The organism is Novosphingobium sp. FG90 (genome assembly GCF_057808725.1).
Genome location: NZ_JBMDIO010000046.1, coordinates 1 through 12,542, shown reverse-complemented (window position 1 = coordinate 12,542; position 12,542 = coordinate 1). Strand labels below are relative to the sequence as shown.

General features: G+C 63.6%; 11 protein-coding genes. 10 read left to right on the top strand and 1 reads right to left on the bottom strand.

Going from position 1 to position 12,542, the window contains the following annotated elements; translation table 11 throughout:
* Nucleotides 1-9 precede the first annotated feature (9 nt).
* The 9 genes from ACODRZ_RS24025 to ACODRZ_RS23985 all read left to right on the top strand — a co-directional run bounded on the left by ACODRZ_RS24025 (nucleotide 10) and on the right by ACODRZ_RS23985 (nucleotide 7,980).
* Nucleotides 10-564, top strand: a complete 555-nt coding sequence (locus ACODRZ_RS24025; protein WP_488962815.1) for a cupin domain-containing protein — start codon at nucleotides 10-12, stop codon at nucleotides 562-564.
* Nucleotides 564-1,418, top strand: coding sequence for an alpha/beta fold hydrolase (locus ACODRZ_RS24020; protein WP_271184022.1), 855 nt, complete (start codon nucleotides 564-566; stop codon nucleotides 1,416-1,418). Before ACODRZ_RS24025 ends, ACODRZ_RS24020 begins: the two co-directional genes overlap by 1 nt.
* A gap of 4 nt (nucleotides 1,419-1,422) precedes the next feature.
* Nucleotides 1,423-2,205, top strand: a complete 783-nt coding sequence (locus ACODRZ_RS24015) for an SDR family oxidoreductase (protein ID WP_271184021.1) — start codon at nucleotides 1,423-1,425, stop codon at nucleotides 2,203-2,205.
* A 44-nt stretch (nucleotides 2,206-2,249) separates the two neighbouring features.
* Nucleotides 2,250-3,200: an ABC transporter substrate-binding protein gene (locus ACODRZ_RS24010; RefSeq protein WP_271184020.1), complete on the top strand. Its 951-nt coding sequence runs from the start codon at nucleotides 2,250-2,252 to the stop codon at nucleotides 3,198-3,200.
* Between the two features lie 25 nt (nucleotides 3,201-3,225).
* Nucleotides 3,226-4,476 carry an NAD(P)/FAD-dependent oxidoreductase gene (locus ACODRZ_RS24005; protein WP_370424471.1) on the top strand — a complete coding sequence of 417 codons (1,251 nt, stop codon included), beginning with the start codon at nucleotides 3,226-3,228 and terminating at the stop codon, nucleotides 4,474-4,476.
* A gap of 416 nt (nucleotides 4,477-4,892) precedes the next feature.
* Nucleotides 4,893-5,549: a TetR/AcrR family transcriptional regulator gene (locus ACODRZ_RS24000; protein WP_488971504.1), complete on the top strand. Its 657-nt coding sequence runs from the start codon at nucleotides 4,893-4,895 to the stop codon at nucleotides 5,547-5,549.
* 72 nt (nucleotides 5,550-5,621) lie between these two features.
* On the top strand, nucleotides 5,622-6,815 hold the full coding sequence (locus tag ACODRZ_RS23995; RefSeq protein ID WP_488971503.1) for an aromatic ring-hydroxylating oxygenase subunit alpha: 1,194 nt from the start codon (nucleotides 5,622-5,624) through the stop codon (nucleotides 6,813-6,815).
* Complete coding sequence (locus tag ACODRZ_RS23990; RefSeq protein ID WP_488971515.1) at nucleotides 6,815-7,177, top strand: hypothetical protein; 363 nt, start codon at nucleotides 6,815-6,817, stop codon at nucleotides 7,175-7,177. Before ACODRZ_RS23995 ends, ACODRZ_RS23990 begins: the two co-directional genes overlap by 1 nt.
* The gene (locus ACODRZ_RS23985; protein ID WP_488971502.1) at nucleotides 7,165-7,980 is read left to right on the top strand and encodes an SDR family oxidoreductase; all 816 of its coding nucleotides are present in this window, start codon (nucleotides 7,165-7,167) and stop codon (nucleotides 7,978-7,980) included. Before ACODRZ_RS23990 ends, ACODRZ_RS23985 begins: the two co-directional genes overlap by 13 nt.
* Nucleotides 7,981-8,448: 468 nt before the next feature.
* Here ACODRZ_RS23985 and ACODRZ_RS23980 read toward each other — a convergent pair whose 3' ends face one another.
* Nucleotides 8,449-9,780 carry a phospholipase D-like domain-containing protein gene (locus ACODRZ_RS23980; protein WP_488971501.1) on the bottom strand — a complete coding sequence of 444 codons (1,332 nt, stop codon included), beginning with the start codon at nucleotides 9,778-9,780 and terminating at the stop codon, nucleotides 8,449-8,451.
* Between the two features lie 272 nt (nucleotides 9,781-10,052).
* Here ACODRZ_RS23980 and ACODRZ_RS23975 point away from each other — a divergent pair, with 272 nt between their 5' ends.
* The gene (locus ACODRZ_RS23975; protein WP_488986268.1) at nucleotides 10,053-12,527 is read left to right on the top strand and encodes an HAD-IC family P-type ATPase; all 2,475 of its coding nucleotides are present in this window, start codon (nucleotides 10,053-10,055) and stop codon (nucleotides 12,525-12,527) included.
* The last annotated feature ends 15 nt before the right edge of the window (nucleotides 12,528-12,542 follow it).

Below are 12,542 nucleotides of genomic sequence, written 5' to 3'. Positions count from 1 at the left end.
GGAACAGTGATGGAAGACACCGCAGCGCCCGCCCGCAACAAGATCGTGCCCGAGGGCAAGACGCTTGCCGAATGGGTCGACAGCCGCCTGGCGCGCTACGAGACCCGCAAGCTCGACTGGAACGCGCTGAAGTTCCAGGCCGACTTCGATCCCAAGTACAAGCGCGCCCAGATGCGCTACGTCGGCACCGGCGCCACCGGAGTCGCCAACGACACCAACACCGTCGCGGCCGAGCACTTCACTTTCTCGACAATGGTGCTCCCCGCAGGCTGCGAAGGCCCGCTCCACCTCCACGACGATGTCGAGGAAGTGTTCTTCATCCTGAAGGGCAACAAGGTGAAGCTGATGTTCGAGGCCGAGGGCGAATATTACGAGACCTACGTGCGCGAGCGCGATCTCGTCTCGGTCCCGGCGGGCATCTATCGCGGCCTCGTCAACGAGGGCATCGAGGAGGCGCTGATGATCGTGTGCCTGGGCACCAACGTCCCCGAGACGCCGACCTACCCGCCCGAGCACCCGCTGTCGCAGGTGAAGCGCCCTAAGCCGATCAACGCGGACAGGTAATGGACCTCGCGCCGCCCGATCTCTCCGCGCGCCTCGACGCCATCGCCCCGCTGCGCGAAGGTGCCGGGTTCAGCTGGCGCGAGGCCGGAGAGGGCACGCGGACGCCGCTCGTGCTGCTGCACGGCATCGGCTCCAATGCCGGAAGCTGGGGGGGGCAGTTCGAGGCGTTCGCCGCCGAGCGGCGGGTGATCGCCTGGAATGCGCCGGGCTACGGCGGCAGCGTGCCCTTGCCGGCCGCTGCTCCCGTTGCGGGGGACTATGGCGGGGCCTTGTGGCGCCTTATGGACCACTTGGGTGCCGCTGAGTGCATCCTTGTCGGGCAGTCGCTGGGGGCGATCATGGCGACGGCGGCGGCTCGGATCGCGCCGTCGCGGGTGGCGGCGCTGGTGCTCGCCAGCCCGGCGACCGGCTATGCGGTGCCCCCGGGCACGGACCTTCCGGAGACGATTTCGCGGCGGATTTCCGACATTCGCGAGCTTGGCCCCGAAGGCATGGCCGAGCGCCGCGCCATGCGCCTCGTCACCGACAAGGCCTTGCCCGAAGTGCGTGCGCTGGTGCGCAGCGCGATGGCATCGGTGAACCCGGACGGCTACGAACAGGCAGTGCGCCTTCTCGCCGCCAGCGACCTTCCGGCGCTGCTGGACGGCGTGTCGCTGCCCGGCATGGTGCTGTGGGGTGGGGAAGACGTCGTGACCCCGCCTGCCGGCTGCCGCCGCATCGCCGAAGCCTTCACAGGCGCACAAGGCATTGAAATACCGGGGCTTGGTCACGCCTTTGCGACCGAAGGCCCGTTGCAATTCAACGAGGCGATCCGGCCGGTCCTGGCCGCCGTCGATCGCGCAGGAGGAAACTGAAGCTATGGATCTGGGTCTCGCAGGCCGCGTCGCGGTCGTCACCGGCGGATCGTCCGGCATCGGCCTCGCCACCGCACGCCGTTTCCTCGACGACGGCGCGAGCGTGGTGATCTGTGGCCGTGATCGGGAGCGCCTGGACAGCGCCGTCGCGCAGCTTGGCGGTGGGGATAATCTCCATGCCGAAGCCTGCGACGTGCTTGATCCCGAGGCCGTGCAGCGCCTTGCCGAGAACACGGTCAGTCGCTTCGGCAAGGTCGATATCCTCGTCAACAACGCCGGGCAGGCGCGCCTGAGCACGTTCGCCAGCACGCTCGACACGGACTGGGACGCGGAACTGAAACTCAAGTTCTTCAGCGTGATACATCCAACCCGCACGTTCCTGCCGTTGCTTCAGGCCAGCGATGCGGGCGCGGTCGTGGTCGTCAATTCGCTGCTGGCGCGCCAGCCGGAACCGCACATGGTCTGCACTTCCGCTGCGCGGGCTGGTGTACAGAACCTGGTCAAGTCGCTCAGCGTCGAACTGGCGCCCAAGGTACGGGTGAATTCCATCCTCATCGGCACCGTCAACAGCGGCCAATGGGAACGCCGCTACAGGGAGCGTGCGGCTCCGGGCGTCACGTACCAGGAATGGCTGACCGGTCTCGCGCGCGAAAAGCACATCCCGCTGGAGCGCTTCGGGGAACCGGAGGAGACGGCAGCGGCGATCGTATTCCTGGCATCTCCGGCTGCGGGCTTCATTACGGGCGCCGCGCTGGAAGTGGCCGGCGGCGTTTCGCGGTTCGCATGATGTGCTTCGCTCTCGGCAGGCGCAGCCGTCGACGGGCGCTCTGCATGCTGGGCGTCGCCGCCGCCATACTCGGGCAGCCTGTGCTTGCCCAGCCCGATGACAAGGTCACGTACCTGTTGCCCGCGCCCAGGGAGGCGATCGTGCTTGCCCCGTTCCTGCTGGCCGAGCAGGAGGGGCGCTACCGCCGCGAAAAGCTGGACGTCCGGTTCGTCGTGGTTCCGGGCGGCTTCAACGTCGGCGAGGCTCTGGCGCGCGGCGAAGGCGATCTCGGCGGCGCCAGCGGCGATACGCCGATCCTGCTGCGCGCGGCGGATCTGCCGGTCAAGGGCATCGCGCTGCTGGGCCGGCATTCTTTCCTCACGCTCGTCACCCGTCACGACAGCTTCGAGACGTCGGGTAGCTTCGAGGGCAAGGCCATCGATGTGCCGTCGCTGAAGGACACCTCCTACTACGCGGTGCAGAAGATGGCAGAGGGCTCGTCCGGAAGCTCCCTGCGGATCAGCACGCAAGCGCGTCCTCCGGCCGAACTGATCGCCGCGCTCGGTTCGCGCCGCATCGATGGATTCATCGGGACGGTCGACTGGGGCGTGAAGGCCGAACGCGAGGGCGTCAGGCTCGACTACCGGGAACTGGATGCGATCTATCCGGCGATGGCGCAGGCGATCATGGCGTCGGAAACCACGATCGCGGCGAAGCCGAAGGTCCTGCGCAGGTTCGTGCGTGCGACCCTGCAGGTGATCCGGCAGATTGCCCGCGACCCGGAGGGGGCAGCGATGCGCTATGAAGCTGCAGTCCCCTCCAGCGGTTATAGCCATGCCGAGATCGTGCGTATTTTCGGGTTGCTCGCCACACATGTCTACGGTGATCTGAAGTTATTGGGGCGTTACGACGAGGCGACTGTTCGCTCCGCCGAAGGCGAACTGTTGGAACGCAAGCTGGTGATACGTCGTCGGTCGGCCTCTGACTATTTCACAAACTCGGTCGTCGGGCGATAACGTGGGAAGCAATTTGCAAGACACGGTGGCGGGCCTTAAGACGAACGGCAACGGCAGAGCCGACGTCGTCATTGTGGGAGCGGGACATGGGGGAGCGCAGTGTGCGCTCGCCCTGCGCCAGAACGGGTTCACCGGAACCATCACCGTCATCGGCCGCGAGCCGGAGCATCCTTACGAGCGGCCGCCGCTTTCGAAGGAGTACTTCGCGCGGGAGAAGACCTTCGATCGTCTCTACATCCGCCCGCCGACGTTCTGGGCCGAGAAGGAGGTGATCTTCAGGCTCTCCACCGAAGTCACCAAGGTGGACGCCGAGGCGAAGGAACTGACGCTCTCGAACGGCACGACGTTCGGTTACGGCAAGCTGGTCTGGGCGACCGGCGGCGATCCGCGGCGCCTGTCGTGTGGCGGCGCCGAGCTTGCGGGCGTCCACGCGGTGCGCACCCGCGAGGACTGCGACACGCTGATGGCCGAAGTCGATGCGGGGACGCGCAACATCGTCGTCATCGGCGGCGGCTACATCGGCCTGGAAGCTGCGGCGGTGCTGTCGAAGATGGGGCTGAGCGTGGTCCTGCTCGAAGCCCTGCCGCGCGTGCTGGCGCGCGTCGCGGGCGAGGAACTGTCCGAGTTCTACCAGAAGGAGCACCGCGATCACGGGGTGGACCTGCGCACCGGCGTTGCGGTCGAATGTCTCGAGGGCGACGGGCATCGTGTCACCGGCGTGAAGCTGGTCGACGGGGAGGTCATCCCGGCCGAGGCGGTGATCGTCGGCATCGGCATCGTGCCCGCCGTGGGCCCGCTGATCCTGGCGGGCGCCTCTGGGGCGAACGGCGTGGACGTGGACGAATTCTGCCGCACCTCGCTGCCGGACGTCTACGCGATCGGCGACTGCGCGGCTTTCGCCTGCGACTATGCGGGCGGCACGGTGATGCGGGTGGAATCGGTGCAGAACGCCAACGACATGGCGACGTGCGTGGCCAAGGCGATCTGCGGGGACGCAAAGCCCTACAAGGCGTTCCCTTGGTTCTGGTCGAACCAGTACGATCTCAAGCTGCAGACGGCCGGGATCAACATGGGCTTCGACCAGACGGTGACGCGCGGTGACGTCGAGGGGCGCAGTTTCTCGGTGGTGTATCTGAAGGACGGCCGCGTGGTGGCACTGGACTGCGTGAACAAGGTCAAGGACTACGTGCAGGGCCGAAAGTTGGTGGAAGCCTGCTCATCGCCTGATCTAGTGAGATTGGCAGACCCAACGGTGGAGTTGAAAGAATTAGTATGAATTTGTTCGATAAGATCCTATCTTCTTCGAGCCTGCTGTCACTTGCATCTGCAAGCCGGGCTGCCAACAGGGTTGGATTACTAAAAGAGGTATAAAATGCTGATAAACCAGACGGTTATCGGCGAAGTTTGCCGGACACCCTCTCCGCCAGTCTTGCTGGCTTCCCGCTTATCGATTTTCTCGTCATCCTCTGCTTCCTCGACGTCGGTTCGTTGCCATAAATTTAGTGGAAATTAGGCTGCGACTGCTTGGTGCCAAGTATTGATGGAAGCGAGCCCCCGCAACCAACCGACAGAACGCCAAGCCGTCCGAGAAAACACTCAGCGCGGCTTTCTTGTATTCTTTCTGCAATTCATGGCCAAAGAGGATGATTCCCACCGGCACCGGGTTTATGTCATTGAGGCCCGAGCGGCGATGTGACAGCGCGGAACGCGGACGAGTGTTTCAAAACGCACGGCCTTGGTCATAAAGGGGCCATGACACGATCGCCTTCGCCAGACCGCCCTGCACCCGGGCGCCGCAACAAGAGTTACGAGGCAACGCATCAGGCGCTGATCGAGGCGTCGGTGCGGTTGATTTCGGAAAAAGGGGTGGAGACGCTGTCCGTTGCGGGACTGGCGCGCGAGATCGGTATGAACCGGGCGACGGTCTACTACCATTTCGCCACCCGTGAGGCGCTGCTGGAGGCCGTCAGCGCCTGGTCGTCCGAACAACTGACGCGCGGCTTTTCCGGGCCGGAGAGCCAGCAGGAGCGCATCGATTTCGTTGCACGCTTCGTGCTCGACAATCCCGACCTCATCAAGCTGTGGATCGAACAGTTCATCGGCCCCGGAGACATTCGCGAGCGCTATCCCAAGTGGGACGAATTCGTCGATGCCAACCGGCGCAATATCGCTGGAGATGATGTCGATGTGGAAGTCTATTGCACGCTCATGCTCGCCGGGGCGATCATTGGCCCTCGGGTATTCCAGAGCAGCATCCGCCCCGACCTCGACAAAACCGAGGTAATCGCCCGGTTTCGCGCAGAGCAGCAACGTATGTTGCGCCGCGAAGGCCTGCTTCGCGATACATAAATATCCAACACATGTGTTGGAAGTTTGATTTTCGAGAGGTACATCGGGGCGACAGAAACGAAGGACCGCTCCGTGACCCAGGCCGACTCCAGCTATCAGCGTATCCCCGCGCAGGACCTCGCATGGCTCGGCACTGCCCCGGTGCCCGCCAGGCCCTACTACGATTCCGCGTACTTCGAACTTGAGCGGCAGTCGGTCTTCCTCAAGAGCTGGATCCATGTTGCCCATGCCTGCGAGCTCCCCGAGAGCGGAAGCTTCCTGCGCTGCGACCTGGAGTTCGCCGGGGCCTCTCTGCTGATCGTGCGAGGGCGTGATGGAGAGGTGCGCGCATTCCACAATGTGTGCACCCACCGCGGCACCCGGCTTGTCGACGAGGCCGCAGGGCGCACGACGAAGTTCAGTTGTCCCTATCACATGTGGACGTTCGGCACGGATGGAGCGCTCCTTTCCGCGCCGGACTTCGATGCCTTCCACATCGAGCGCAAGGATTGTTCGCTGCCCCAGATCGCCTTGCAGGAATGCGGCGGCCTGCTGTTCGTCAACTTCGATCCCGAAGCCGCGCCGCTGCGTGACTGGCTCGGCGACTATGCCGAACGGCTGGAGCAGATGCCTGTCGCGCGCGCCACTACCTTCAGCCAGTATTCCTATGAAATCGCGGCGAACTGGAAGCTAACTTACGATAATTTCCAGGAAAACTACCACCTTCGCTTCATTCACCCTCGCTCGGGCGGGGCGGGGATCGGCAGCGACAACCAGTTCGGATATCCTGCAAGCATGGGCTTCGATGGCCCTCATCGCACGCAGCGCATCTGGTCGAACCCGGAGCCGGAACTCAAGCCTTTCCAGCGTGCCGCGGCCATGCGCGGCATTCCGGCGCTCGCCGCGCAGGGGTTGCTCGACCTGCCCTATGGGCGGGACTATCTGGCGTTCTTTCCCAACCTCTTCCTGATCGGCACGCCGACGCAGCCGTTCTCGCACACAGTCTATCCGATCTCCGCCGATCGTTCGCGCGGTGTCGTGCGGCTTTACTGGGTTGGCGATGATACCAACGCCAGCCACCGCTTCGCGCGGGAATATTCGCTGGCCCAGATCCGTGACATCCACTGCGAAGACATCGCGATGATCGAGCGGGGGCAAAGCGGTCTTGGGAGCGGCGCCCTGAGCCATATCCATTTTCAGAGCATGGAAGCTCTGTGCCGGCACCTCTTCAACGAAGTGGACGGACGGGTGCAGGCCCATGCACGCGAATTGGGAGAGACGCCGTGATGCCGCAATCCTCGCTTCCCGCAGGCTTCGACGCCCTGGAACCATTTGTCGCGCAATGGGCAATCGGCGGCACGGCAAACCGGGCGGCCCGACGCAGTGCCTCCACCTCCGAGGAGCGTGCAGCGTTCTTCGCCGCCGCCTCTCCATTGCTCGACATGGCCCTCGCTCATCTGGACGAGCGCGAATTCGCTGCTTTTACATCGGCTGACCGTCATCTGATGGACCTGGTGCTTTCGCTCGCCCACGTTGCTCTCGCCGTCGAGATCCAGGGGCCGGATGAGGTGAGAACCGCTCCATCACGCGATCGCATGAGGATCGATTGCTCAAGCGCCGACAAGGAGGTCGCGCCATGTTCGAACTGACAGGAAAGACCGTCTTCATCACAGGCGGTGGGGGCGGCATCGGTGGCGGCATGGCGCAGGCCTTCGCGGAGCGCGGCGCCAGGATCGTGCTTGCCGACATTGACCTTGACTTTGCCCGCGAGGAAGCGGGAAAGCTTCCGCCCGGCGCGCAGGCATTCGTGGTCGGCCTTGACGTGCGATCGCTGTCCAGCTGGGAGGCGGCCCGCGAGGCTGTCGAGCAGCGCTTCGGTGCTATCGACGTGCTATGCAACAATGCCGGAATATCGACGGGCTTCAAGCCGCTGGTCGATACCTCGGCCGAAACCTTCGAGCGGGTGATGGCGATCAACGTCACGGGTGTCTACAATGGCATCAGGACGTTCGCGCCGACGATGATCGCCCGCGGCTCGGGCCATATCGTCAACACCTCCTCGATGAACGGTCTCAGCCCGTTCGGCAGCTTCGCCGCCTATTCCGCAAGCAAGTTCGCGGTGCTGGGCATGTCGGATGCCCTGCGCGAGGAGCTTGCACCTGTCGGTGTCGGCGTATCGACGCTGTTTCCGGGCCTCACACGAAGCCGCATGTCGGAAGGCGATGCCTTGAGCGGCGATCCCGAGCGGCGTGCCGCAATCCGTGCGAACATGATGGATCCGCTCTGGCTCGGGCGTGCCGTCGTGCGTGCCGTCGAAGCCGATGAGCCCTATATCGTCACGCATCCCGGCTATCGCGATAGCCTGGCTGCGCGACATCGGCGCATCCTTGCGGCGTTCGGGAATGCGGCACAGCCCGGATACGACGTGGGGGCGTCCGCAACGTCGAGTTAGGCCGAAGAGGTTCGTGGATACTGGCGTCCGGACAGCAAATTGTTCCTTTCTGATCAACGAGGCCTGAGCCTAACGCCCCGATCGTCGTCGGGTTTGAGAAGCAAGGATTGTAGATCGATTACGAACATGGATGCGGTCGATGCGCTGCCCTGATGACCTGACCGCTGCTTCTTCCGGAAGCGCAGTTTGCGGGGAAAGAGCCGTTCGGATGAAGGCGTTCACGATAATGATGCCGTTGTTGGGATTGACGATGACTGGTGGTGCCGTGCAGGCACAGCCGTCATCCGATCTCGGTGTTCTCGTAGGAGCCCGGGACGGCGAGTGACCGTTGTCAAACTAAACTGGTGATCGGTCTGAGAGTGATGCTGTAGCCGGGATCGACGTATATCGTCTGTCCGTTCGCCGTTGCCGCCTCGATTCCTCGCAAAACATCCGGTCTAGCGCGCCGGTGCATCGGCTTCATCACCATCACAACAATGGTGTCAGCAGCCGGGCAAGGTTCTCTACCAGCTTCACCACGACAGGCCGCGCGCGCCATTCTTCCAAGGTCAGTCGGTCGCTAGCAGAAACATAGTGGTGATGAATGCTTTCGAGTGCCTGGGTCGCAGCGTCATCGTGGATCATCAGACTGATTTCGGCATTGAGCATGAAGGAGCGGATGTCCGCATTGCTCGATCCCACGATGCCGATATGTCCGTCAACGGCTACGCTCTTGGTATGAAGCAGGCGTTCGCGGTAGCGCAGGATCGTTATCCCGGCATGCAGCAGTTCATCGTAAAATGAACGTTGGGCAAGCCGAACGAGCTTCTGGTCGATGACACGGGACAAGATCAGCGTGACGCTGACGCCCCGCGCGACGGCATTCTTCATGGCAACCAGCAGCGCGCCGTCGGGAATGAGATAGGGCGTCACGATCTCGACCCGTTCGTTCGCTTCATGCACCAGTTCGACCAGTACCCGTTCATACCCCATTGCACCGTAATCGGGGCCACTCGGCACAGATTGAAGCGTAGCCTCGCCGCAGGAGACAGGGACTTTGCAGGGGGGCAGGAACTGGCCGGTTTCCAGGTGCCAGTCGGTCGCGAAGACCGCGTCGAGAGTGGTGACGACAGGGCCACGTACCCGGGCGACAAGCTCGTCGTTCACGATCCCACGCCGGAAATCACGGTCGACGATGTTGATCGAGCCGACAAATGCAATTTCCCCGTCGACGATGCACAGCTTGCGATGATTGCGCAGGTCTCCCCGGGCGCGGCGAAGGGAGGCGAAGCGGATTGGAAGTGTAAGGTGCACGTCCACTCCGGCCTTGTGTAGCAGCGTGAGGCTTCGTTTTACCCACGGACGGCTTCCCAGCGCATCGATCAGGACCCGCACCGACACGCCGCGATCGACGGCGCGAGCAAGCGCAGCGGCCATGCGTTTTCCGGTGGCGTCATCCGCAAAGATGTAGGTCAGAAGGTGGACCGAGTGCCGGGCGGCGTCGATCTCGCCGATCATGGAGGCAATGATCGCGTCGTAGTCGGCATCGAGCGCAATCCGGTTTCCGGTGCAGGCCGGGAAACCGCCGATGCTCGCTGCGAGCCGCGCGATCTGAGAGGTCGGGGCAAGGGCCGGCAGCGCGGCGCAGGCTTGATCCCGTAGTTTTGCGGCCTCGTGGAACCGTGCGCGTCGCCAGGCGGGAAAGCGTGCAAAGCCGATCAGGCGAAATAGGACGAGCGCCGGAATGGGCAGGAAGAAAGCCAGCAGCAGCCAGCTGCGGGCCGCCTCGGGCGGGCGTCGCAGCGGGATCACGACGAGCATTACGATACGTATGGCCCATTCGAACAGAACATAAGCAAGGGCAAGATGTGTGGCGTCGAACATGCTGGGCCGGGCTAAGACAGTTCCCTGGTGCAGGCAATGGACTGAAATATTTCAGGCCTTGCGCAACTGCGATAGTGCAGTGCAAGATCAACGTGCATCAAGATGCGGTCCATTTCAACGCACTCGCCATCGATCAAATACCCTGCCTCGACCTCACTTGCAGTGAGGGCTTCAGCAACATCATCGCGAAGATTTCGAGAGGAAGCAGTATGAATCGACCCGTTGCGATCTCTTCAGGCTCTCTGGCGCAGACGCCGTGGCATGCCCTGGATGGGCGGCAGGTACTCGAAATGCTGAGCGCGAGGCCGGAAGGGCTCGGCGCTGAAGAGGCGGCGATCCGGCTGCAGCGACATGGGCCGAACAGTCTGCCCGCAGAGGCGCGCGTGCATCCTTTTCGCCGCTTCCTCGCACAATTCCACAATCCGCTGATCTACTTTCTTGTCGCAGCGGCAATGGCGGCGCTGACACTGGGGCATCCGGTGGATGCTGCAGTCATCATGATGGTCGTTGTCGTGAATGCGACTGTCGGCTTCGTGCAGGAAGGCAAGGCGGAAGAGTCGCTGAATGGCATGCGCGCGCTGCTGTCGCCCCATGCGCTCGTGCTTCGCGAGGGTGAGCGCAAGTCCGTAGACGTGGCCGACCTCGTTCCCGGCGACATCGTGTTGCTCGAACCCGGCGACCGGGTGCCGGCCGACCTGCGCCTTCTCAAAGCGCGCGGACTGGCCATCGAGGAGGCCGCGCTTACCGGCGAGTCCATCGCGGCCGAAAAGGAAGAAGGTGCCATTGCTGCGGACGCGCCGCTGGGGGACCGTGCCTCGCTGGCATTCTCGGGCACCCTGGTCGCCAAGGGACAGGCCACCGGGGTCGTCGTCGCGACCGGAAGCGCAACCGAAATTGGTCGGATCAGCGGGATGCTTCAGGCCGTCCCGGTGCTGATTACGCCCCTGATCCGGCAGATGAACCGGTTCTCGCATCAATTGACCTTCACGATCCTCGGCGCGTCGGTTCTGCTTTTCGTGTTCGCCGTCTTCGTGCGCGCATTCGCTTGGGACGATGCACTGATCGCGATCGTGGCGGTGGCGGCGGGCGCGATTCCGGAAGGGCTCCCGGCGGTCATCACGATTACCCTGGCCATTGGCGTCAGGCGCATGGCCGCGCGCAAGGCGATCATCCGTAAATTGCCGGCGGTCGAGACGCTCGGCGCTACCTCGGTGATATGCACCGACAAGACCGGCACCCTGACGCGCAACGAGATGACCGTGCGTCATGTCTTCACTGCGACGCGCGCTCTGGTGGCGACGGGCGCAGGCTATGCCCCCCACGGAGCGATCGAGGCTGATCCGCGCGACGGGGGCAACGGCGATGATGCCGGGGCTCTGGCCGATGCGATGGCGATCATCCGTTGTGGCATGTTGTGCAACGATGCCAGGCTGGTGGAGAACGCCGGTGTCTGGAGCGTCGCCGGGGATCCCATGGAAGGCGCGCTTCTGGCGTTGGGGATGAAGGCCGGGCTGGACCAGGCCCATCTGACCGCGGAATGGCCGAGGATCGACGAGATTCCCTTCGATGCCGCCTACCGTTATATGGCGACACTCCATCGGGGACCGGGCGGTGAGCATGTCGTCTTCGTGAAAGGCGCGCCCGAAGCTGTGCTGGCGCTGAGCGGACAGCAGGGCGATCCAGCGCGTTGGGATGTTCTGGCCGCTAGCGCTGCGGGAGAAGGCGAGCGATTGCTGGGCTTTGCCATGCTTACGCTGCATGAACCGCAGCAGCGCCTGAGCTTCGGCGACTTGCAGGGCCTGACGATGCTCGGCCTCATGGGGTTCATCGATCCGCCGCGCGCCGAGGCTCGCCGAGCCATCGCCGAGTGCCGCAGCGCCGGTATCGCAGTGAAGATGATCACCGGTGATCATGTGGAAACCGCGCGAGCCATCGCACGCCAACTCGACCTTGCGGATGATCCGCGCGCATTGTCGGGGGCGGAACTGGAACGGCTGAGCGATGGCGAACTGGAACAGGTCGCAGGCGGCATCAGTGTTTTCGCGCGCGCCAGCCCGGAGCACAAGCTGAGGATCGTGCGCGCACTCCAGGCAAGGGGTGCCATCGTGGCGATGACCGGGGACGGGGTGAATGACGCCCCGTCGCTCAAGCAGGCCGATGTAGGGACCGCGATGGGGCTCTCCGGCACCGAGGCAGCGCGTGAAGCTTCGCAGATGGTACTGCTCGATGACAACTTTGCGTCGATTGTCGCCGCAGTCAACGAGGGGCGCACGGTCTATGACAACTTGCGCAAGGTAATCGCCTGGACCCTGCCGACCAACGGGGGCGAGGCGATGCTGATGATCCTGGCCATACTGATGGGCTTCACCCTGCCGATGACGGCGACGCAGATCCTCTGGATCAATCTCGTCACCACGATCACCCTCGGGCTGGTCCTTGCTTTCGAACCGCCTGAGAGCGATGTGATGCAGCGTCCGCCTCGAAGCGCAGATGCGTCGTTGCTTTCGCCTTTCCTTCTATGGCGCGTCCTGTTCGTCTCGGCTCTTTTCACCGGCCTGATGCTGTTCGTCTTTTTCGGCGCACAGGCGCGCGGTGAGGATATCGAGACGGCCCGCACACTGGTAGTGAACATGCTGGTGGTGGCGGAGATATTCTATCTCTTCAGCGAGCGCATATGCAGGTAGCGCACGTTGAAGAGA